This is a genomic window from Paenibacillus sp. TSA_86.1 (genome assembly GCF_052691815.1).
The window spans coordinates 57,176-81,791 of the sequence record NZ_JBQZGE010000010.1 but is presented as its reverse complement, the minus strand read 5'-3'; the positions used below and the strand labels follow the sequence as shown (position 1 = coordinate 81,791).

Below are 24,616 nucleotides of genomic sequence, written 5' to 3'. Positions count from 1 at the left end.
ATCACGCGTGTGTTGCCGCCTGTTCCGTATGCTGGTTCGCTGATTTTACCTGTTCATGCGCATGATAAGAACTGCGTACCATCGGACCGGATTCGACGTGACTGAATCCACGCTTCAATCCTTCCTGTTTCAATGCCGCAAATTCTTCAGGCGGATAATACTTCTCAACAAACAGATGTTTTTCGGATGGCTGCAAGTACTGACCAATTGTCATAATATCACAGTTCACCGCACGAAGATCATCCATCGTTGCTAAAATTTCATTATATTCCTCACCTACACCGAGCATAATACTTGATTTCGTTGGGATGTTAGGCTGCATCTCTTTGGCACGAGCGAGCAATTCCAATGAACGTTTATACTTCGCTTTGGCACGTACTTTATCTGACAACCGTTCAACCGTTTCGATGTTATGATTCAAAATATCCGGTTTGGCATCCATAACGATTTGCAACGAATCCCGATCTCCCATAAAGTCCGGAATAAGTACCTCCACGCTGCACAGTGGCAAACGTTTGCGTACTGCCTTCACGGTCTCGGCAAAAATCGTGGCTCCTCCGTCTTTCAAATCATCCCGAGCTACACTAGTGATAACGCAATGTTGCAAGTTCATCTGTTCTGCTGCTTCTGCCACACGTTCCGGTTCCTGTAAATCAAGTTCCGTTGGTAAACCCGTATTGACCGCGCAAAACCGGCATGCTCTTGTACAAATATCACCCAAAATCATAAACGTAGCTGTTCGATTCGCCCAGCACTCATAAATATTCGGGCACCGTGCTTCCTCACATACCGTATGCAATGTTTTGGAACGCATCATGTTTTTAATTTCCTGATAGTTATCTCCGGTTGTCAATTTGATCCGAATCCAGTCCGGTTTCGGTTCTTTAACACGTTTAGCCAATGCATAAACCTTCTTTCTACTGAAGTTAGGCTGTTGCTCGGAACATATTATACCATGAAAGGCTTGGAAAAACCCCCATTTGTCACATCTTGTGCATTCACAACAATACGGATAAAAAAAGAACATTTGAAGAACGCTAGGATATAGCTTGATTCATCGGGCACAAGTGCATCATCTTAATGGAAAGGGGCTGCTTCCCTGTGCGACAGCACCGGTCATTTCGTAACACCTACGGCTTATGGTTCAAAACCTTACTCGCAGGCGCTCTGCTTCTCCCGTTCCTGCCTGCTGAGGTTTACAGTGAGTCTGCCAAACTGGCGGATACTGCAACACAGGCTGCGGAGCCAAAAGCATCCGACATTTTTGCAGCACGTCGCCATCTGTATGAAAGCATTGGTCAGATGACCCAAATTCCATGGTTCAGGCTGGCCGCCATTGATCAGTATGAACGAACGATTACACGGGCTCATCCCAAGGATCGCAAACACCCTGAACGGCTGACCGGGATTTTCTTGACTCCTCCCGCTTGGAGAGGCTGGTTGAATCCAGATGAAGCAGACCAGAATCCCCAGTCGATTCTTGTTTTCAATGGAAAAGGGCGCGATGGGTCAGGAGACGGGATAGCTGACTCTAACAATGATCTGGATGTGCTTTACAGCATGGCGTCGATCATGCAGCAATATGGAAACAAACAGGAAGACTTCAGCATTGGTCTCTGGGAATACTATCACAATTCGAGAGCGGTGCAGCGAATCCAGCAATTTGCGAAACTATATGAGCATTTTGACAATCTGGATCTGTTCGGACATGCCTTTCCTGTTCCACTAGGTACCAATTATTCCTATCGTAGTACATGGGGAACAAAGCGCAGCTGGGGCGGATATCGCATTCATGAAGGAACCGATATCTTTGCTCCACACGGATTGCCGGTTCGCAGTACCTGTTACGGCATGGTGGAGATTAAAGGATGGAATCCGTTCGGTGGCTGGCGGATTGGTATTCGGGATCTGAACAATCATTATCACTATTACGCTCACCTGTCCGGCTTTGATAAAGGGGTTAGAATCGGTGATGTGGTTACTCCTGGTCAGGTCGTCGGATGGGTTGGCAGCTCGGGCTACGGCAAACCTGGAACTCAAGGTAAATTCCCGCCGCATCTTCATTACGGAATCTATCGCGACAGCGGTCTGCATGAATGGTCGTTCGATCCCTATCCATTGCTTAGACATTGGGAACAGGAAGAGCGCAGCCAGCGGAAGAAAAAGAGTAAATAAACTACGTGTTGCCCAAACATCATGATTGTTTTAAGTAGGTATTGTTCATAGTTGCGTTGTTGCATACTAGCATAGATAAGGGAACCTCTGTAATTACGGAGGTTCCCTTTTGTATAGTTCTTTGCTTGATGTGGCTCACAACTCACTTGCTCTTAATTCGTCTGTCCAGACTGAAAATTTCCGTTCAGATCAGGTGGATCCAGTTCAAGCTCAAGCCCGTTCTGCTGTGTATGGTTTCCCGGCGCTTGCTGCGGGCTTTGGATCTGTGGCTGATTGCCAGATGTCTCGCCGCCATGGTTCGTACCCGTACCACTCCCGTTGCTACTGCTAGTACCGCCGCTCCCGTTCCCTGTATGACCATTGCCGCCACTTGATACACCCGCCTGCCCCGAAGGTAGTGCAATCGCAGGAGCATTACTGCCATTGCTACCAACTGGCTTGCCTTGATTATCGTAATAATACATCGGTACGTCACCAACAACGAGCAGATAGGAGATCGGGATTTCCGTATCTACCGTCTCTGGTTCCATGTCAAAAGGCACAACCACGGCAACCTCGGCAATAATGTGGATATATACCTCAACCAAAATCATGTTAATGCCCGCATTTTGCTGGCGGGTATTCAGGTCAACCTTCACCGCTCCCTGCGGTTCAATTCGGACGGGTATGCTCGGGCCAAACGAGGCCATTACAGGACTGCCCAGCGCCTGACCAAGCGGGATTTTTTCTTTCAACATATGCACGTTCTGAAGGGTAGACTGCACGACATTCATGGTACTTGCCGTGATGCGCATATGTTCGTTATAGTTCAGCATAAAACCCGAAACTTTGCCTGCCGTATCGGTTTTCCAGTCAATTAACCCTTCTGTTGTCTTGCCCTCAGCAACCTGAGCCGTAATCGCTTTATTAATCGCCTCCGTGGCAATCTGCTTCACCCGGATCTTGGCCAGATGCATAATGGGCGGCTTCATTTTTTTGTCCACATATGCAAAGCCCTGCATCAAACAAAATATGGCTACGAGCAAAACAATTAACCATATCTTGCGCTTGCCACTAGGCGGCTTCGGCGGCCGCCGTCTTCGGCTTCGCCATCTTTTTCGCATCATCGGAGCGTCCCCCCCTGCGAGATGAGCCATAGGCTTATATGTTATGCATATGCAATGTTGTCCTGAAAAAGAAGGACAGCACTCCGTAATCCACGTTGGAGTAGGCTGATCGGTGAATCCGTAGGATGTACAAATCAGCCTACGCCAGGCGCAAAAAAACCTTCCGCCCTTAGCAGATATAACATCTGCACAGGCGAAAGGTTTACTTTTCACACTAGAAAAATCTTTAGGGTTGTTCTAATAAATAGATTAGTTTTTCTCAACCGCATGTCCACCGAATTCGTTACGCAGGGCTGCAACGACTTTACCTGTGAACGTATCTGTTTCCAGGGAACGATAACGCATCAGCAAGGAAAGCGCGATAACCGGCGTAGCCGTTTGAAGGTCAAATGCTGTTTCAACTGTCCAACGGCCTTCGCCGGAAGAGTGCATAACCCCTTTGATTTCATCCAGATTAGCATCTTTGGAGAATGCACGCTCTGTCAATTCCATCAACCATGAACGGATAACGGAACCGTTGTTCCATACACGCGCAACTTGTTCAAAGTCGAAATCAAATCCGCTTTTCTCCAATACGTCGAAACCTTCACCAATAGAAGCCATCATGCCGTACTCGATTCCGTTGTGCACCATTTTGAGGAAGTGCCCGCTACCCGCTTTACCCGCATAGAGATAACCGTTCTCTACAGAAGTATCTTTGAAAGCAGGCTCAACGATCGCCCATGCTTCCGGATCTCCACCGATCATGTAACATGCACCGTTACGCGCACCTTCCATACCGCCTGAAGTCCCTGCATCCATGTAGTGAATGCCTTGTGGTTTCAACTGTTCATAACGACGGATAGACTCTTTGTAGTGAGAGTTGCCTGCTTCGATGATAATGTCACCTTTGGACAGCAATGGGCTCACTTCAGCCAGTACTGCATCTACAACGTTGTGAGGAACCATGATCCAAAGTACACGTGGAGATTCCAGGGATTCCACCATTTCTTGGTATGAAGAAACGCCTTGAGCGCCGTATTCTTTCATTTCTTTAACCGCTTCTGTATTCAGGTCAAAGGCAACCACTTCGTGTTTGTGATCAATCAGGTTTCTGCCCAGGTTCAAGCCCATTTTTCCAAGTCCGATAAGTCCAAGTTTCATGATAAAATCCTCCTGTTATGCGATTGTTTTGAGTATGAATTATTCAATAAAAGCAGTTCCTTGCCATGCAGCAAATTTCCGTTCCGGTTACGAATCGTTCCTTCGAGCGCTGTTATCCCCAGATTTTTTTTGATCTCCCTTTGACAAGGGAAAAATCCGGTGATAAAGGCGCACGCTTCGCTTCTTCGGAATCGATTTCGTCCCCTTCACTCTCTTTGCTGTCAAACGAAACACTTTAAACAGAACAATTATCTATATATAAAATGTTTGCGGCCTTTCGGCTTAGAAAGTCGAAAGACCTTATGCAAAATTGAAACGGTATAATTTAAGCAAAATAAGTATGCGTTACTTGACTGTAGAGTGTGTAACAAAGACGTGCGGAATGTTTCCTCGGCTTACCACCAACGGAATCCATTCTCCGCAGTCAGACGATCTGCTGATTCTGGTCCATTTGAACCTGCGCTGTACGTATCGAGTGGAATGGTACCCGCCGCAAATGCTTCCTGAATCGGCTGTACCCATTGCCATGCCAATTCAACTTCGTTCCAGTGTGCGAAGAAGGTGGAGTCTCCACGCATCGCATCAAAGATCAAGTTCTCATACGCTTCAGGAACCTTGCGTTCTCCTGAGTTAAAGGTCATATGCATCGGCTCCACCTCACCGTGGTTCAGTGGGTTCTTCGCATTTAATTGCAAGGAGATACTTTCGCCCGGACCGATTTCCAGCGTCAACAGGTTCGGAGCCATCGTATTTTCAGACTCGTGACCTGTTTTGAGCGGAGCCTTGAATTCAACGACAATTCGGGTTGATTTTTCAGCCATGCGTTTACCTGTACGAATATAAAACGGAACCTCGCTCCAGAATGGATCATCCAGCCACAGTCTTGCAGCCACATAGGTCTCGTTCTGTGATTCTGCCGGAATACCAGGCTCGTCCAGATAACCGACAACATTGGAACCTTGAAGCTCACCTGCGCCATATTGAGCACGAACCACTTCTGATGCCACATTTTCTTGGGTCAAAGGCCGCAAAGACTCTGCAATTTTTTTCTTCTTATACTGAATTTCTTGCGGTGTGCAGCGTTTCGGTAAATGTAGTGCAATCATCATCAACAATTGCAGCATGTGGTTCTGGAACATATCGCGGAGCGCTCCACTTTGATCATAATATGCAGCACGTTCCTCAACACCAACGGTTTCACTTGCTGTGATCTGTACGTTCGCAATATAGCGGTTAGACCAAAGCGCTTGAATAACCGGATTGGCATACGTGAGAGTTTCAATGTTTTGTACCATGGGTTTACCAAGGAAGTGATCAATGCGATAAATTTCTTCTTCCGCAAAAGTATTGCTCAACTTCTCGTTCAGTTCACGAGCAGATTGCAAATCATGGCCAAACGGCTTTTCGATGATCAGTTTCTTCCAACCTTTAGTATTGCCCAGACCGCTCTCTTGAATGTTCAGTGCGATGGGTTCAAAAAATTCAGGTGCAACCGACATGTAGAACATGCGGTTTTCCGGAATATTCAATTCTTGTTCACGCTGCTGCACCAGTTGAAGCAATCGGGTGTAATCCTCAAGCTTGGTATTATTCAGCGAGCAATAACGGAAAGCTCCGATAAAATCACGAATTTGTGCTGCTTCCTCTGGCTTTTGACGGGAAAATTCATGCAGTGACTTTTCCACATTCGCCTGGAAATCGGCATCCGACAGTTCACGGCGTCCCAGACCGATTACGGAGAATGCCTTTGGCATTTTCTGATCTACGTACAGATTGTATAATGCAGGGTAAATTTTACGTTTGGCTAAATCGCCTGTTGCCCCGAACAGGACAAATGTCATTGCATCCATTGGAGTGCCTCCTATGATCTGTGCAGTATAGTATATGATGTTGCAAAATGGTCAAATCCAAGCATGACAAAAGACGGAATAAGTGGGCACGCCGCCCGCCTTGTCTCCGTTTATAAACACGGCCTGAATCCAATCATGGGAACATTCCTTCTCTCCACAACCTCAATCAACTTCAATAAGGTTATAAATTGTAACCATTAGATTTAACGTTACCCATATTACACCTGTCGTCACAATTCGTCAACATTCGTGTCGAACCTGTGAACTCCAGTGTTTACAGGGGTTTAGTTGAATGTTAACGCTTTATGTGGTAACTTTAATAGCAATTGGATTGTGACATTAAATACATATAACCGATGGACAAGAAGGTTACAATAAGTATACTAGGTATATTACAAGTAACAATAAACCAAAGGAGTACCGTTATGAACGATGATGAGAATGCCAAGCAAATGTGCTCAAAAGTGGAACAATCTTATCAGATCATTGGCCGGAAATGGGTAGCTTTGATTATCCACGCATTAATGGAAGAACCCAAACGCTTCAGTGAAATTCATGCTTTTATTCCCGATTTGAGTAAACGTGTATTAAATGAGCGTATGAAAGAATTGGAAGAAGAGGGGCTGATTGTTCGGCATGTGGTTACTGAACGTCCCGTTCGGACTGAATATATGTTGTCCCGCAAAGGAACCGAACTGGGGCGAGCGTTAAGCGCCGTAGAGCGATGGGCGGAGAAGTGGTTATGAGTATTGTGTAATGATTATTAAAGTGTGATATCAAAAAAGATACCTTAGCACGTGATCCGAGCTAAGGTATCTTAACAAATTTCTTGGTTTTCACTTATTCCTTTATAGCAGTCGAAGTGCTCATGATTTCTTTCCTTTAGCGACGGATTTCCTTAAGCAATTGAGACCGCTTCTCGGCTGGCACCTTTTTCAACAGCTCTAGTAGTTCACTTGAGGTTCTGTTGGGAATTTGGATTTTCGCCTCCTCTGATAAATCCATTGAATAAACTCTAGATACATCGGGTAATTTAGTTGTGTTTATTACTGTATTTGCGACTTTCGATATCTGATCTTCCACATTCATCTGGCTCACCTTATAAGCTACCTCTTTACAGTTACTTTCAACAGAGGTACTTCTTATTAAAAGCTCTAATGAGGATTTAACATCATCTTTAGTCCATTTTGGTAATGGAAGGTAATCTGCTACTTCGAGTTTTTTAGCGTATAAGCCATTCAAAGGCCGATCAAAACCATTTCCTAAAATCAATTGAGGAACTCCTGCTTTCATCGCTTGTCCCATGGTACCAATTCCACCGTGATGAATTAATAGCTTAGCTTGATCCATGACTTTCGAAAAGGGCAGAAACGTCTCGTGTCTAACCACAGATTGAAACATTGCAGGTATGACTTGTTTGCTCTTAGACACGACTACGCTTGGATACTCCAGTTCAACACAAGCTGAGATGCATGAAGAGTAAAACGAGTCGGAGATCGCAGGTGTTGTACCATGACTAATGATTACAGGGCGACTCTCCTCAAACCAATGCATAAGCTCATCTGAAACAACTTCCAGATTGTTATGCAACAAAAAACCAGCATAAGTGATGGGAAGATCTACTTCTGAACGATAACTTGCAAACCATTCCGGCCAAAAAGCAATGGCTTGATTATAATAATTCAACATTTCTCTCCAATTTTGGATTGGCTCTAATCCAACCTTATTTCGGAGATAATTCAGCTCTTTAGCAAGGTACTCCATAATATATCCCGGATTCTTGATGATGCTCTCGAGAAAGCTTGGAGCGAGAAACACTGTGATATATCGTAAACTTAACTTTTCCGATATCATTTGTGCTAAAGCTTGCGTTAAACTGTGGGCAATGACAATCGTATCCGAATCACAAACCTCAATTATTTGTCTATAAGCTCTTTCTAGTTTAGGAAATAAATATCTCTTTGTGAACTCTACATATACCTTTGGATCTTGCATTTTCATCTGAAATTCATCATTCATCACTATCTGGTATTCCAAAAGAGTATCAAACCCAACAAATTTGAATCCGTACTTTTCTGCATTTTTTTGATAGATGCAATGCGTCACTAAAGTGACCTCGTGCCCTTCCGAGATAAGGGCTTTACCTATCCTTAGAAAAGGATATAAATCTCCTCCCGACCCAAGCGTAAGCAGCAAAAATCGAGCCATCTACAATCCCCCCTTACATGAATTATTCATTGTTTATAAAACTTTGTTCAATAACTCTTGCAGCTCTTCTTCACTTAAATTCTCAAGTTCCTGTACCAATTCAGCCAGCTCAGCCTCATCGGGCTGTTCCGATAAAATACTCTCCATAGCCTCAGCAAGACTCGCAATTGTGAAATCCGTTGAAAACATAATACTAGGCGGAAGCTCAATATGAAATTCTTCTCTAATTCGAAGAATAATCTGATGAGACATTAGAGAATGTCCCCCTAGAAAGAAAAAGTTATCGTATACACTAATACGGTCAACTTTTAACAGCTCAGACCAAATTTCAGCAAGCTTGTCTTCAATCAAATTACGCGGTGCCACGTATTCAGTCACGAAACGTTCGATATGCGAAATGGAACTACTCTTTTGAATAGCCAAAGCTAGCGCATCGATATTCATAAGTTCCATAGTGAGTTGGGTGTGGTCTTTTTCAAACTTTAGATTTTTTTTCCTCTTGTTCTTATCTCCTTCTATCCCCTCTACATTTTTGCTTGCATCCATTTGCACACCTTTACGAGCTACAGCCATCGCTTCTTCTATCGTCAATTCAATAGATTGAAGATCATCACTGTCATGGATAGATGAATCATTCGCAATGGAGTTAACAAATATCAAAGCCGGTGTATTTTTTCCTGTTCGATTGAATTCAATAACAAGAGAAGCAGCACCCTCTTCCGATGCCTTTTCACCAATGGCTTCAAGTATTTTGTATTCAACCCCTCTGCCTAATACTCGGCAACTTAGCAACCAGTTTTTCACGTAATAATGATCTTCAACAATTTCGCAAAATAGTACACCAACCAATCCATAATCACCGAATCGATCTCGAACACTCACTGCAAAATATCTAGTCTCATCTCTGCCAATTAGACTTAAAATTTCACGTTCCGTCTGTTTTATGCCTGTAAAATTAAATTGATTGGTACGAAATGTTAGTTGAGATACCCGAGATATATGCTCCTCTGATACGCTCTCTACATTAATCTCAACATGAAGTTCATCAAGGAATGTAGCAAAGTTATATGCATTCTCATCCTCCACCAGATGGGTTAAAAAGCGTTCTCTGGCTCGATTTTCTTGATATAATTTAGTTCGATTCGAATCCTCATCTGTAATAGTCGCCCGATCGAATAACCACAAGCGGTCGATCAGATTACTAAAAGAACCGTATCGTTCATCATTCACTTGAATCGTTTGCACTTCGGGAATTTCAAGTTCAACATTGGTACACTCTACGGGGTTATCATCGAAAAAAACAAAACTATCCAACGAAAGAGAGAGTTCTTGCGATAAATCAACAATATTATTCGGTTTAGATGCCCAGTTGATTCTATATGCTGTAATATGGCTCTTCTTCAAGATCATATCTTCTCTAGTTTCAAAAACGTTCCAAACATCCTCTTCGTTATTTTTGCTGCAAAGACAAATGATCATGCCCTGCTTATACTGCTCCACGACGAATCTCTGCAAACCTAAACTTCTCTCGTCTAATACAATTCCTTCGGCACCATCTTCGGCACAAATCCCTTGCCATAGTGTATTATCGCAATCCAGGATAATCACCTTATGCATTGGCTCTGAAAGAGAGCTTATTTTTCGGCATATGGAAGTTCCGATCACACAGAAAAAGGAGTAACTATAGGGAATCTGAGCAGTATGGTCAGCATATTCATCATAGTATGTTTCAATGTCGAAACCATTTTTAATTTGGTTTGTACTTACATGGTGCACGTATTTAAGGTCAGCTATTTGTGATTCCAGTAATCCCTCTAAATGAGCAAACAGCTCCGAATTTTCTGCAATGATCTCAGGGGATTCAGGACATATACATGTAATTAAAGGCAACGGATTGTGCGAAGAAAACCGTCTGATAGCCTGGACCAATTCTTCCACATTTTGCTGGAGCTGATCACTCTCTTCTACAGAAAACTTAGAACTTCTTGCTCCTGTCAATAAATCTGATATTCGAACAAGCAAGACATTAACACCGTTTGGATTGGATGAAAGAAGACTAGACGGGTCTAATAACTGCAGAAAAACTTGATGAGATGGTGCAAATTCTACGTGTGCAGAATACTTCATTTTTTTATTCCAGTACACGATAGACTCTTCTACCATATCTGGAGTGAACGTGGAGGCTATCACGATATTAGAGATACTTTGCTTTCTTTCATGAATTCTTTTCAAGAGAGAAACTCCCTCACCCTGAAACTTTAGGGCTGGGTTATCCATTCCTTTCTCCAGAATATTGATGAATAATTCAGACAACTCTTTAATCGTTTCTTGAGCAAACAAAGCTGCATTGTATCCAAAACTTCCTACGAGTTCACCTCCAACATTCTCGGTAAGCGTAACAAACAGATCAAATTCTGTATCACACTCTGAATAAGCTACCGATTGTACGGACAAAGAAGAAGATGAGTAATCCGCCATATCCACTTTCAAATAACTAAACATAACTTGGAAAATCGGATTATGATGAATACTTCTTACAGGGTTTACCATCTCAACGATCTTCGAGAATGAAATATCTTGATTGGATAAGGCCGATAGAACCGTTTTACGAATACGTTGAAGTAATATTTGAAAAACCGTATCTTCTTCGACAACTATACGGAGTGGCATGGGTTGAGCGAAAAAACCTATCGCTTTTTCAAATTGTGGGGACGATCTCCGATCCAAAGGAGTACCAATGACTAAATCATTTTGGCTTGAATACAGCTGCAACATTGTTGCAAAAGCAGTCAGCATGGTGACATATGGCGTTACTCCTTGTTCCTTACAAAAAATACGCATACGATCAGATAACTCTGCGGGAATTTGGAACGTATGTTGCTTGCCTTTAAAGTTACGGATTTCAGGTCGCTCATAATCCACTGGCAACTCGAGTAATCGTGGTGCATTCTTCAAATGCTCTTTCCAGTAATGAGCCTGATTCTCCAGATTTACACGCTTCATTCGCTCTTTGTCCCAAGAAAGATAATCCGTAAATGCAACGGATTTAGGCAACTGAACTTCTTGTTCTGGCGAACTGTATATTTGTAGCAAATCATTCATCGCTATAAACAACGATTTCAAATCTGCGATTAGATGATGCGAAACAAAAAGAAGCGTAAATTCGTTACTCTCACGTTCAAACACAGTGATTCTGGTCAGTGGAGCCTTTTGTAAGTCAAAAGGTTTGCTCGCCTCGTGGACTAGCAATTTCTCAAGATCATCACTTTCGACACGGTGATGGGTGAAACTGCATGCCATATTTTCTTCATTTGATACTTCTTGAAATACAACATCATCTTCCATATAAAAAACAGTTCTAAAGGTTCCATGTCTTCTCAAAAGTTTTTCCCAACTTTTTTGTAATCGTGGAATATTTAAATTGCCTTTAATCTCGAATACAACCGGCACCTGTAATTTAAAATCACTTATACTCTCAACAAACCAAAGCCTTTTCTGATCTTCTGACAACTCGAATTTAGAGACGTCTTGCAAGGGAATGTCTACATCGATTAACGTCAGCTCTGATGACATAACTATATGGATTAGCCCATGAATAGATAACTCTTCCGAGAATAAAGTTTCTATATCCAACCTCACACCAAATTCACTCTCAATAAGCGAACGAAAATTAATCATCTCCATCGAATCAAGACCAAGAGAAGACAGAGGTAGCGAGCGTTCCAAATGAGTCGTTTGGACCCCACTTTGCATGAATAGATGTTGTAACCGTTCTCCAATATATTTTTGCCGATCCGTATCATCTAAGCTTTGAAGTTTTTCTTTAGTCAGACCTTGCTCATCGGTAGTGTGTTTAGGAAATAGATCTACTTCTTGCTCCATATGGCTTTGGATCACTTTTAACTGTTGTGATTCAAATAACTCTTTACAAGCAGAACGCATCACTTTACCGCTGGATGTTTTAGGAAGTGAACCTTGCTTAATAAAAATAATGCTGTGAGCCTTAACACCAAAATGTGATGATAGTGCCTCCCTCATTTTGTTTGCTAATGGATTTGTGGACTCCTCCCGGTATTGGCGAGATAGTTCCTGAACTATAACTAACCCTTCTGTCGCTTCTGTGGTTGTAGCAAAAGCAGCACAACCCATAGAAACAAATGCCTTGTCCAAAGACTCCATTGTAAATTCGATATCGGATGGATAATAGTTTTGTCCTCTTATTATAATTAGGTCTTTTAGTCTGCCGGTGATGTAAAGTTCATTTTCATGAAGAAATCCTAAATCTCCAGTCTTATAAAATGCTCCCTCATTTTTAACATTCGTACGATCTTCAAACATAGGCATAACATGTTCTTCGTTATAATACCCTTTAGCAACACTCTCACTTCTTACACATACTTCTCCAATTTCCCCTTCAGAACAGATCAGAGAAGATTCCGGGTCTACTATTAGTAGTGACTGGCTTTCATATGAAACTCCACAGCTTACTAGAGGAACCGTTTGGGGATGGTCAGGTTCAGTCGCTGAAAACTTACCCTTCTTCAAATCTTCACGATTTGCATACAACATTTTGGAGGAATCATCCAAGTGGCCGCCTGTAACATATAACGTTGACTCAGCCATGCCATAACATGGTAAAAAGGATTCAAACTCAAATCCACATGGAGCAAACCTCTCGGCAAACTGCTTTAAGATGGAAGCTTGTATGGGTTCAGCACCTGTAAATGCAACCTTCCAATGACTCAAGTCTAAAGGTGACAACAGGTCATCCGGGATTTTTCTAAGACACAGATCATAAGCGAAATTCGGCCCGCCACTTATCGTTACTTGAAGCTCACTGATGGTCTCCAGCCACTTGATTGGAGATTCAATAAAATCGTTTGGAGCCATTAAATATATAGGGAATCCTGTATATAGAGGTTGCAAAATCCCACCAATCAGTCCCATATCATGATAAGGCGGCAGCCAAACCATACCAACACTATCCTGACAACTATTAAAGGCATTCTGAATCACTTGCGAATTATGTAACAAATTTTGATGACTAATCATAACACCTTTAGGATTACCTGTTGACCCTGAAGTGTACTGAAGGAAAGCCGTGGCCTCTCTTTCGATCCCTCCAGGTACCCATTCACTGATTAAAGATTTCGTATCATCGATACGATCAGTAGTCATATTAATCAGACCCGTGCCTTGAAAAGCAGCATTTATTTTAGACGCCCATTTTTCAGATGACAATGCGACCTTTGCACCCGAATCCTTGGCTATCTGCAACACTCGATTTGAATATCTTTTGGTCAATGGTGGATAGGCTGGAACGGCAATAACTTTCGCATACTGACATGCAAAAAATGAGCAGATATACTCCAGGCCAGGCTGTTGTAGAATTAGGACACGATCTCCCGGCTTTACCTCCATCAACAACGAGGAAGCAATCCGTCTCACCCGTGATTCTAACTCTTGATACGTCATTGGAATCCGTCCATTATCATCTATAAACGTGTAAGCTATAGAATCGGGCTGAACTTTTGCCCGATAGCTGATAATATCCGCAAATGATGAGAATACGCTGTTTATCGTTGAAGACATATAAATCACCTCATTAATTTTTTCAAATATGGAATGACAGCTTTAAAAGCTCTATATGCTGGATTTTCATTGGTAATTCAACCTCCCATATTATGATGGAAGAGAAAAGAACTACTTTAATAAGGTATTCATGATCAGCTTAGATACTTGGCTTATTTGGCTAAATATATAAAAGTGGTCTCCAGGAAAAGTCTTTATTGTACATTCTGAATTGAAATACGTTCCCCATTCGGACATCTCAGACTCCATAAAAGGCTCTCCTTCACCGTATAACACAGTAACTGCACTATCTAGAGGCTCTCTATTTATGGGGGATTCAAACCATTCCAGAGCCTTGAAATCTGCTCTCAAAATAGGTAAATAGGTATTCCGTAAAACATGATCATCAAAAATCTCTCGCGAAGTTCCGCCAAGTTTATAAACCTGCTCAAAAAATTGCTCGTCAGGTAATTGATGAATCCGATGTGATTTCATGGTATGAGGTACTTTGGCGCTTGAAATAAATAAATGTTCGGGTAAACGTCTACTCTTCGTATATACTTTATGAGCCATTTCAAAAGCAATCCGGCCCCCCATGCTATGTCCAATAAATGCAAATTGCCCTTGATTCAACATTTGTTTTATATTTGCATAAGCATCCTCCAACATATCTTCCATATTATCCAGAAGAGGTTCGGAAAATCGGGTTCCTCTACCAGGAAGTTCCACTAAAATCAGATTCACAGGATGTTTAAGTTCTCTTTTTAACAAGTTATATGACATCGTCGTTCCACCGGCATGGGCAAAACAAAATAAATTCATGTTCTAAAACCTCTATTCTTGTGAACATCAGATTGGGCAACAGGGCTTTTTTAAAACTGAAACTTTCCGCGAAAACCGCTTTTATTTCCCCTGTAAAGAAAGAAGATATAATGTTTTGATTCCTTGTTTAGAGAACCACGGTTTGATCGCTCCATTCCACCAATAATTAACAGAAATCGTGGCCTCGCGACTAATCGTATTGACCCAGTGCCACCAAAATAAAGGAATAAACAACATTTCCCCTGGTTCGAGCGTGCATTCATAATAAGGAACATCTTTATACTTGGAATGTTTACTGAAATCAGGGTTCAATGTGTTGATTGGGCTTAAGTTTGCATTTTTGGATCTAACCGATAGGGCATACAGATTGCGAGATTGTGATGGTTCAAAGAGAATAACTTTTTTCTTTCCTGTAACTTGTGCCAGGAAGTTTGATGAGAAATCATAATGGATTGGAGTAATATTCCCCCCTGAACCGATCCAAAGATTAATCGTTGGATTGGGGGATTTGATATATATAGGAGATTGGATGTCATTCAGTAGTTCGGGAAACACATCCGGTAAAGATTTGTGTTGTAAATAATAGATCTTATTTAATTTTTCCGGATTCTCTATCATGCTCAAATAGTCATAAAAATCCATTTGCTCATAGTCTGTTGCTTGCCAGCCCAGTTCCGGCTTTGACGGGAACATCCCATTTTCAGACACGGCTACCTTTACCTTCTGATTGCCAAGAGTTGACTTAAAATAGTCGGTTCCCCATTTCGACATAGCCGGCCAATCTTCCATCACTCCAGTGAGAACAACAGGTTTACTTGGTATTAGATATTCTTTCAAAAACTGCTCATATGAAAGATTACTCCTTCTGCCAATTTCATTTCTGTTCAATGGATATCCTCCTCGTGGATTGAGTTTTGGTTACCTGGATATTTATAGTGCGACTTGGAGAAGTTGCTCCCTTATAATTCATATCCGGAATGACCTCCAATCCTTTAATTGACAGAAGAGATGAACTTTGCAACAAATGTTGTAAAAATAAACAGACTTGTATTTGAGCATACTGTTTTGCGACACACATGTGATTTCCCACACCGAAGCCAATAAGAGAATTAGGATTATTCATTTCTCCAACAGATCGCTCATAGCGTGAGGGATCAAATACGAGTGGATCATTGAAGTACTGCTCGCATCGGTGACTCAAATAAATGTTAGCCACGGCGATACTTCCTTTGGGAATAGAAAAATCGTTGTATTGTACTGTCTCCATGGCATATCTAGCTACATAAGGAACAGGTGGATACAGCCTTTCTACCTCTCTTACAAGATTTAAAGTATACGGCATTTGGTTAAAAATCCGTGACGTGTCTAAAGAGCTGGAGTTTACTTCTTGACTCACACGATCCATAATATGCGGGTAAAATACTAAGGCAGCAACCGCATAAGTAAGCATGTTAGCCAAATCTCCTTCTCCAAATTCAGTTAACATATAGGCGTAACCAATGAAAGTTTCCTCGTCCAATTTATCCTCTGAATTCTCGTACGCTTCTAGTAATGAAGTCAAAGCATCGTCTGACGGATTGTTTCTTCTTTCTTGAACTAATTGTTTGATAACATCCCATATCACATCTTTTGCCCGCATGGCTTGTTGATACGTACTATTTGTTTTGTTGCTCTCCTTTCCCCGGTTGAGAAGCAGCCAGTATCCCTCCATATATCTCTGATGAAGATCAGTACCTGGTTCGATTCCAAGCATCGTTCTCAAAACAATATCCAAGGTTAACTCTTTCATTTCCGCAAATAAGTCAATTTCTCCATCCCAAGATGCAATTCTTTTCTTCATTAATGGAGACATCGAGGCAACATATTTCTCCAATTGCTTTGGTCGAAAAGCGTTCATTACAAGCTTACGATGTTGTTTATGTTCAGCTCCATCCTTCGAAGCAAGAGATGGAGGGCCTGCCTCAGCGATGGGCTGACGCTGGAATTTCTCCACGCCGGCAGTCATCACAAATTTACTAGCATCGATGCCATTCATCAGTGTGTACTTCTGGATTTGTACGATAGAGCCATATTGATTGTGAAGATCGTTCATCAAATCAAGCACGTCTTGTCGCCAGATCAGACGAGATAAGTAAAATAAAGTTTTGAGAGCCCCCGGTCCGGGGGCTTGCTTCACTTTCATGTTTTCCATTTGTTTACTCGTCATCTCGACTCCTCCATGCTTTTAGTGACATCATGCATGTTACGGTGGAAATAACATTCCAACCGTTCTTTAATTAAGCCTACCAATTGTTTCGCTGATGCAGTCTTAACATAGGAGGGGTGATATTCAAGCGTAATTAGTAACTTCCCATCACGGCTAAGGATAGCGTTTAATTCGATAAGATGTGACAGCTTATTACGTTCATCCCATACAGAAGCAAACTGTTCATTACACTCCTGTAAGCAAAGAGATTTAGGTACACTATCATTAGATTGCTGCGCATCACCAAAGTAATTAAATAAGATTTGAGGCTTGATTTGCTTCAATTGTTCATTCCGATGGTAAGCAACAGCTAGTGTATAAGGAAAACCGTTGGATGGAATCTCACGACGTTGCTCTGAGATACTGTGGATCATGTCAGAGAAGTCGGCATCATTCACTTTGAAAACTGCAGGATACATTGTGGTAAACCAACCTACGGTGCGAGATACATCTACTTCAGGAACGATACTTTCTCTTCCATGTCCCTCCAAGTCGACCAAAATCTCTTCGAGTCCATAAGCGCCTTTTACCCCTTCTAATAATGCCGCTAGTAAAACATCATGTAGGCTTGTACCCTTGTGGTACTCCATAACTGAATGTTGTAATGCTGTTGTCTCCTCTTTTGTAAACTCTACATATTCAAGCTGGTATTCTTGCAATGTCCCGTTAAAATCTCCATCATAAATTAAGCCTTTATTCGAATCGATCTGCATCCAGTAGTTTACATCTAGCGGGCTGTTGTTAGCATAACGCTCTAACTCTGTGCTCCAATCTAAGAAAGAGGCTGTCTTTAAAGGCAAAGAATTGGATATTTGAGATTCATATAACTTTATGAAATCCTCAATAATAAATCTCCAGGATACCCCATCAATTAATAAGTGATGTACAAAAATAAACAATCGCTTTCCCTTTTCGCAAAGATCAATCACTATAGGCTTAAATAATAAATCATGATGTAAATTGGTTTCCATCTGCATCTTTCTTGTTAATTCCAACACATAATCTTCTCTATTGTCTTTTTCTACGAAGGAGAGGTCGACATATTCCATTTGAAGGGATACATCGTCATAACGTCTAATATATTGTTTAATTTCACCTTGCTCTTCATAGAAGCAAGCTCTCAAGACGTCATGATGCTTAACAAGAGCCTTAAATGTGCTTTCCAGTAAGTCAAGATCCACATCATCTGTGATCTTAAACATATGTGCCATATTATAGTAATGCGGATTAGGGTGTTGTCTTTCAAAAAACCATCGTTGAATAGGCGTTAGTGGCACAAACCCGTGAACTTCGTCTTGCTTGATCCACAGCTGTTTTTCTGATTGCATGTTCTGAACAATGCGCTTGATGTTTCTATATTTGAAAATATCTTTTACTCTAACCTGCATGCCTTGTTCCTGCGCCCTTGGCACGACCTGAAGAGCCTTAATGGAGTCTCCTCCTAAATCAAAAAAGTCATCCGTTATGCCAATGGAAGGGATATTTAAAACATTGCACCATATTAAAGCAAGTTTTTTCTCGGTTTCATTCCTCGGTACTTCCGAAATCTTCCTTATTTGATTCAACTCCTCTGGCACAGGAAGAGCATTACGGTCTACTTTACCATTACGAGTTAAAGGCATGGTCTCCACTTCGATAAATTGATGTGGAAGCATATACTCAGGGAGAGTTTTGGCAACATGCGCTCTGAGCTTCTCATCTGTCACTTTACTTCCATTTGTTTTGTAGTATGCATACAGTTGTTTGGTATCTCCTTGACAACCTCTATCTGTAACATAAGTTTCCTTTATTGCTGGATGAGCCAACATGACTAACTCAATTTCTTCCAACTCAACTCGATATGATCTGATTTTCACTTGTCTATCTTTTCTTCCTAAATATTCTAGATTCCCATCAGGCAAGAATCGTACCAAGTCTCCCGTACGATATGCTTGGACAACCTCTTTTCCAGGGGGGTGAAAAGATATATATTTTTCTTGCGTCAGTTCATCATTTTTGAAATATCCTCTAGATAAACTACTTCCCGTAATAAGGAGTTCTCCTACAACACCTATTGGCACCATTGTCAGATGGTCATCGACCACATAAATATTCGTATTTGAGATCGGTTTACCGATCAAAGCGGTAGTGCGACCACCGAAATTATGTTCATTTAAATCAAATACGATACAACCTACTGTTGCTTCTGTTGGGCCATATTCATTGTAAATTGACTCGGGTCCTCTATTTAGAGAAAAGGCACGTCCTAACAAATTGGTCGTCAACGCTTCTCCTCCAACGATATATCTCGAAACCGGGACTTCACATGGCGCTTCTGTTAAATACGAAAGGTGAGCAGGTGTTAACTTCATGCAAGTGATGGGTTCATCGAAGCTTATTTTTTCTAATACTTCATCAAATTCTCCATCGAACACCTTGATCGTTCCCCCACCTAACAAAGGAGCAAAGATGCTGGTTACGGTCAAATCAAAGGTTAATGGAGAATACAGTGGCATGATAGGCTGTATTCCATCACCGAAATAGTGAGAAAGAGACCAGGAAATATAGTTCACGATACTTTTATGTTCAACCATAACTCCCTTTGGTTTGCCTGTGGAGCCAGAAGTAAATAGGATATAGGCTAAGTCGCTCGCCACGTGCTGTCGCTCGAAATGCTCTTGTTCCGTAAAAGTTAAAAGTTTACGATCATACTGTTCTTTGTATTTTTTCCCGCCGTTGATGGATTGAAGGTTTTTATCAAACGTAAGAATAGCATCATATCTAAAGAGCGTCAGTTCATTGTCAATCGTGTAGATTTTATCACTTATTTCAACCGATTTTAGGGAAGCGAGATCGAGTTGCAGGTCATAGATGTACTCTTTCGCGATAAACAGTTCCGTTTCCCATTCTGTTTTTGTACGATACTGTGCACCATGTTCCTCTTTAAAAATCGCAAGAGTGCTGATTAGTTCATCCTTTCGATTTTGATCCATAATATCTCCTAGAAAGATTATTCCCGTATCTTTTAGAAGTGGCGTGGCGTCCGCAAGTACATTTCTTAAATAATTGTGACCATTGAAACAATGGACAACACTATTCAATATGACAATATCGAAGGATTGCTCCATGACTTGAGAGATTTCATGAGCAGCCAATACCTTGAAGTCAACGTGATTTAAGTTTAACTCTACGGCTTTTTGCTTGTTTTTCTCGATGATTGCCTCGGAAATGTCTGTTCCAAGATAATAGCCTACTTCTGGAGCCAACTTAAACAATGTCAGGCCAGAACCGCAGCCAATTTCTAATACTCTGACTTCAGGATGGAGATATTTCTCAAGTTTAAACATAACGTTATTTTTGTATTCTTCCATTTCGGCTGTACTCAGTAATTCACCAGTATAACTACTGACCCATCCACTGCCACCGATTTGATCATGATAAGTCTCGGCAACATAATCCCAAATCTGAGTGTTCATCAATTCACTCTGTGCCTCTTCTACTTCTTGATGTATGTCAACACTATCCAAACAAACGTACGTGCGGAAGTTGGCACACTCCCATTGGAGTTTATTGATGGCTGCCAAAAACTCTTTTTGGGTCAAGATGAGCTTTATTTCTGTTTCTTCAATAATTTGCTTGGAACGAAGCAAAGGCTGTTTGGGATCAATCGGGACATATGCTGCACCCACAGAGAGGACAGCCATTAGCGAAACAATCATATCTACGCTATTGTTCATATATATACCGATAATATCTCCATTTTTCACACCAAGTGTGTTGTGCATTGCTTTTGCAAGCTGCTCCATATGTTGATGCAATTCCTGATACGATATCGAAGTTTCCCCTTGCGTAATTGCAGTCCGATCCGGATGTAACTGTACTTGTCTTTCGAACCATTCGTCCAGCGTCACTTTATCGATCTCTGTTGTTGAACCGCCCGAATAATTGAGCAATAGCTCCAATGAGCTTGGAGAGACGACATTAAGCTTTTGTAGAGGTTCCGCGGGTTGATTAATCAAATTCTCAAGTAAAGTCAAGTAGTTAGCAACGAATGACTCTATCATGTCTTCACTATAAATATCTGCATAATATTCAAATGTACATAATAATGCGCCATCCTGCTCCTCTATAAAATCAAACTCCATGTCCCATTTCGTACTAATATGTTCCACATCGTTTAGAACTTTGCTTTCAATATGAAATGCTTGATTATCGCTTTCTTCAAGCTTTATATTTTGCAGAACAACATTGATATTAAATAACGGCGATCGGCTCGTATCCCTTATCAGGTTAAGTTTGTCAACCAATAAATCAAACGGGTACTCCTGATTTTCGTAGGCCTCAATTACATTTTTCTTCACTCGTTGTAATAAATCCTCAAAAGATTGTGTCACATCAACTTCAGTACGCAGTGCAAGCGTATTGACAAAAAAACCTATAACGTTTTGATAATCATAATTCGTGCGTCCTGAAATCGGAGAACCAATGATCAGATCACGTTCTCCCGTATACTTATGAATTAGAGCAAATACAGATGACAACAAGGTCATGTACAGAGTAGCCTTGTTTCTCTTTGAAAGTTCAATTAAGCTGGCAGCTTTGCTCGCTGGGATACGAAAAGGATACCTCGCTCCCTTAAACGTAAATACGGGAGGACGCTGTTTATCTCCTACAATTTCGCTTATAGGTAAGTCACCGGAAAGTTTCTCTAACCAGTAAGACTCAGCATCAGAAAACACGTTCTTATCAAAGATTTCCTTCTGCCATATACTATAATCCTTATATTGGTATAAAATTGTATCCAATGGTTTTTCTTGTCCAGAGATCACCCCCTGATACAAAGCTATCAAATCATTGTAAGCAATATGTAGCGACCACCCATCTGCAACAATATGGTGGATGGATACGATGCAGTAATTCACATCTCCGCTATGAATTAACAAAGCACGAGCTAAAGGCCCCTCCAGTAGATCAAATGGTTCATTTCGGAATTGATTAATACGGTCTAGCACATGTTCAACACGTTCTTCATATTCGAAAGAAATAGGTGTTTCATCTAATATGATCTGCACCAGGTCTCCATTTTGTTCTGAGAAAACAGTTCGGAGGCTTTCATGCCTTTGTACAAGAAGGTACCACGCAGTTCGAAAAGCAGAAACGTCCAGGTCGCCTTTTAGCTCGTACACTTGAGAAATGTTATAAGCGATCCTCTGTTCTTGAAGCTGCTCCATAATCCATAATCTCCTTTGTGCAAAAGAGACGGGATAATGTTGCTGCCCAGATACAAAGTCACTCTCTGTGAATGCTGGTTTTTGAACTGTATCCTCCAGAATCATGTTTACTAAATCGTTCACTGTAGGGTTTGTAAACACCATTTCATATGCAAAACTTTTTCCGAAATTTTTATTAATTGCATTCATTAGCTGCATTGCAAAAAGAGAATCTCCACCAAGTTCGAAGAAATCATCGTCATATTTAATGGCCGTAACACCCAATATTTCTTTCATAATAGATACGACTTTCTGTTCAATATTTGTTAAATCAGGCATAGTAGAATTTGATGAAATTTCTACTTGTGCTTGTTCTCCAACTTGAAATGGAAGATTTACCGGGTTACCTTGCTCAACCCAATGTCTTTTTCTCTCCAATGGATATGCTGGTAGAGGAGTACGAAAATATGCGCGATCTTCTAGAACCCATTTTGGAATTCCACCACGGATATATTCAACTGCTTGTTTTTCATGAGCTTCGTCTAAATCTCCATCCCCAGAGGATAACATTCCTTCAGAAAAGAAGACTCCAGCCCCTCTCAATACTCCTGAGCTAACCAAGGATTGTAACTTTCCTTTTAAGTCTGCTTCATCCATTGCAATGATCGCTAGACGGCATTTGTGATGATGTCTTCCCGTCATCAACGTATAACAAATGTCACCCAAATCAGGTCTAGCTTCATACGAAGAGAAATACCTTTCGAATCTAGCAATATATTCTGTTAACATCTTCTTATTTTTGGCTGAAAGTACGAACAGGTATGGGGAACTATTCGAATTCTTTATGGATATTCTTTCAGGAGCTTCTTCAAGAACAATATGCACGTTGGTACCGTTAAAACCAAATGCGCTAACGCCTGCTCTACGAGGTATCCCGTTCTGCGTTTCCCAGGGAGTACAACGATCCACCACATAAACTGGAGACTTTATAAAATCAATAAGTGTATTCGGATTCTCGACATGTAAAGTGGGTGGAATCATTTTATGTTTTAATGATAAAACCGTCTTAATAAGTCCAGCAATTCCTGAAGCACCATTAATTAAATGGCCGATATTACTCTTCACTGAACCAATTCCACAAAACTGCTTTTCCGAAGTAAATTGGGCAAATGCTTTTGAGATGGCATTAATTTCAATAGGATCACCTAATTTCGTCCCGGTACCATGCGCCTCCAGATAAGAAATGGTTTCCGGTTGTATCTTTGCCTGTTTCCATGCGGATACCATCATCTCCGCTTGTGCAGCAGGATTTGGAGTCGTTAAACCTGCTGAAAATCCATCATTATTAATCGAACTTCCCGCCAATACACCGTATACATGATCGCCATCTTCCAGTGCTTTACTAAGAGGTTTTAGGATAAGTGCTCCCCCTCCTTCACCGCGTACTACACCATTGGCATCATTATCAAATGTTTTGCATTTTCCAGCCTCGGAAGCAATTCCAACCTGATATGCGGTGTCTGTCGTTGTATCTACCGGGAACATATAGAGATTGATTCCTCCGGCTATAGCCATATCACATTCCCCTGTACGTAACGCCTGAATGGCATAGTGGACAGCTGCTAACGAGGATGAACAAGTTGTTGATACGGCTATGGCCGGGCCTTTTAAGTTAAAAAAATACGATATTCGAGATGCAATAAAAGGTACCAGGTTTCCTGGGACAGCAGATGGTACAGATTCACCTATCGCCATGCCATATTCATTGCTACAGTTACCGATATACACACCAGTCCTAGTGTTCGCTACCTTTGACTTACCGTAACCAGCATCTTCAAAGGCTTCCCATACCATCTCCAAAAAAATTCTCTGTTGAGGATCAATATACTTCGCTTCGCCAGGTAAAATATCAAATATATCATTATCAAAACAATCGACTTCATCGATATAACCTGCTTTCCAATAGGGTTGATCATTTGTGAAGATATCAGGGTTAACCAATTTTAAATAAGGATCGGTATCCTTTCTTCGCTGCTCAGGAAACTCACCTACACAATCCACACCCTTAACTAAGTTGTCCCAAAATTCGTCTGTATTCCGAGCTTTAGGCATTCTGCAAGATAGTCCTATGACCGCGACTTGTTCGTCCTTGGAGACAGCAGATGATGACTTACCGTATGATTGAAGGAGGCTGTTTGCGACCTCTTTTGTAATTTCCTTATTTTTGAGCAATTGTAATACCGTCTTTATATAGTGCTCCATAGTACCCTCTTTTCTCCTCTTCTGTATCAGAGTGGGGAATTTAAA

12 protein-coding genes are annotated in these 24,616 nt (G+C 41.4%); 2 read left to right on the top strand and 10 right to left on the bottom strand.

Annotated features, from left to right (window positions below):
• Nucleotide 1: 1 nt before the first annotated feature.
• Nucleotides 2-901: a lipoyl synthase gene (gene lipA / locus ACUTVW_RS18480; RefSeq protein WP_123064726.1), complete on the bottom strand. Its 900-nt coding sequence runs from the start codon at nt 899-901 to the stop codon at nt 2-4.
• A gap of 179 nt (nt 902-1,080) precedes the next feature.
• Between lipA and ACUTVW_RS18475 the strand changes: the two genes are divergently transcribed.
• Nucleotides 1,081-2,175, top strand: a complete 1,095-nt coding sequence (locus ACUTVW_RS18475; protein WP_445647130.1) for a M23 family metallopeptidase — start codon at nt 1,081-1,083, stop codon at nt 2,173-2,175.
• Between the two features lie 152 nt (nt 2,176-2,327).
• Here ACUTVW_RS18475 and yunB read toward each other — a convergent pair whose 3' ends face one another.
• The 3 genes from yunB to zwf form a co-directional block, all read right to left on the bottom strand.
• Nucleotides 2,328-3,281, bottom strand: a complete 954-nt coding sequence (yunB, locus tag ACUTVW_RS18470) for a sporulation protein YunB (protein WP_445647129.1) — start codon at nt 3,279-3,281, stop codon at nt 2,328-2,330.
• A 249-nt stretch (nt 3,282-3,530) separates the two neighbouring features.
• A complete protein-coding gene (gene gnd, locus ACUTVW_RS18465; RefSeq protein WP_445647128.1) occupies nt 3,531-4,424 on the bottom strand; it encodes a phosphogluconate dehydrogenase (NAD(+)-dependent, decarboxylating) in 894 nt (297 codons plus the stop codon).
• Between the two features lie 395 nt (nt 4,425-4,819).
• Complete coding sequence (zwf, locus tag ACUTVW_RS18460) at nt 4,820-6,274, bottom strand: glucose-6-phosphate dehydrogenase (RefSeq protein WP_445647127.1); 1,455 nt, start codon at nt 6,272-6,274, stop codon at nt 4,820-4,822.
• A 425-nt stretch (nt 6,275-6,699) separates the two neighbouring features.
• Between zwf and ACUTVW_RS18455 the strand changes: the two genes are divergently transcribed.
• Nucleotides 6,700-7,020: a winged helix-turn-helix transcriptional regulator gene (locus ACUTVW_RS18455; RefSeq protein WP_434749492.1), complete on the top strand. Its 321-nt coding sequence runs from the start codon at nt 6,700-6,702 to the stop codon at nt 7,018-7,020.
• 136 nt (nt 7,021-7,156) lie between these two features.
• Here ACUTVW_RS18455 and ACUTVW_RS18450 read toward each other — a convergent pair whose 3' ends face one another.
• The 6 genes from ACUTVW_RS18450 to ACUTVW_RS18425 form a co-directional block, all read right to left on the bottom strand.
• Nucleotides 7,157-8,482, bottom strand: a complete 1,326-nt coding sequence (locus ACUTVW_RS18450) for a glycosyltransferase (RefSeq protein ID WP_445647126.1) — start codon at nt 8,480-8,482, stop codon at nt 7,157-7,159.
• Nucleotides 8,483-8,515: 33 nt separating this feature from the next.
• Nucleotides 8,516-14,074, bottom strand: a complete 5,559-nt coding sequence (locus tag ACUTVW_RS18445) for an HAD-IIIC family phosphatase (protein ID WP_445647125.1) — start codon at nt 14,072-14,074, stop codon at nt 8,516-8,518.
• Between the two features lie 111 nt (nt 14,075-14,185).
• Nucleotides 14,186-14,875 (bottom strand): thioesterase II family protein, encoded by a 690-nt coding sequence (locus ACUTVW_RS18440; protein WP_445647124.1) that lies wholly within the window; start codon nt 14,873-14,875, stop codon nt 14,186-14,188.
• Nucleotides 14,876-14,956: 81 nt separating this feature from the next.
• Nucleotides 14,957-15,763 carry a cupin-like domain-containing protein gene (locus tag ACUTVW_RS18435; protein WP_445647123.1) on the bottom strand — a complete coding sequence of 269 codons (807 nt, stop codon included), beginning with the start codon at nt 15,761-15,763 and terminating at the stop codon, nt 14,957-14,959.
• Nucleotides 15,750-17,081, bottom strand: a complete 1,332-nt coding sequence (locus ACUTVW_RS18430; protein WP_445647122.1) for a cytochrome P450 — start codon at nt 17,079-17,081, stop codon at nt 15,750-15,752. Before ACUTVW_RS18430 ends, ACUTVW_RS18435 begins: the two co-directional genes overlap by 14 nt.
• Nucleotides 17,078-24,571, bottom strand: a complete 7,494-nt coding sequence (locus tag ACUTVW_RS18425) for a condensation domain-containing protein (RefSeq protein ID WP_445647121.1) — start codon at nt 24,569-24,571, stop codon at nt 17,078-17,080. Before ACUTVW_RS18425 ends, ACUTVW_RS18430 begins: the two co-directional genes overlap by 4 nt.
• Nucleotides 24,572-24,616: the final 45 nt, after the last annotated feature.

Coding starts and splice junctions, on each gene's coding strand:
- gnd (WP_445647128.1), bottom strand. CDS start 4,424: ATGAAACTTGGACTTATCGGACTTGGAAAAATGGGCTTGAACCTGGGC.
- ACUTVW_RS18425 (WP_445647121.1), bottom strand. CDS start 24,571: ATGGAGCACTATATAAAGACGGTATTACAATTGCTCAAAAATAAGGAA.
- zwf (WP_445647127.1), bottom strand. CDS start 6,274: ATGGATGCAATGACATTTGTCCTGTTCGGGGCAACAGGCGATTTAGCC.
- yunB (WP_445647129.1), bottom strand. CDS start 3,281: ATGATGCGAAAAAGATGGCGAAGCCGAAGACGGCGGCCGCCGAAGCCG.
- ACUTVW_RS18430 (WP_445647122.1), bottom strand. CDS start 17,081: ATGACGAGTAAACAAATGGAAAACATGAAAGTGAAGCAAGCCCCCGGA.
- ACUTVW_RS18440 (WP_445647124.1), bottom strand. CDS start 14,875: ATGAATTTATTTTGTTTTGCCCATGCCGGTGGAACGACGATGTCATAT.
- ACUTVW_RS18455 (WP_434749492.1), top strand. CDS start 6,700: ATGAACGATGATGAGAATGCCAAGCAAATGTGCTCAAAAGTGGAACAA.
- ACUTVW_RS18450 (WP_445647126.1), bottom strand. CDS start 8,482: ATGGCTCGATTTTTGCTGCTTACGCTTGGGTCGGGAGGAGATTTATAT.
- ACUTVW_RS18475 (WP_445647130.1), top strand. CDS start 1,081: ATGGAAAGGGGCTGCTTCCCTGTGCGACAGCACCGGTCATTTCGTAAC.
- ACUTVW_RS18445 (WP_445647125.1), bottom strand. CDS start 14,074: ATGTCTTCAACGATAAACAGCGTATTCTCATCATTTGCGGATATTATC.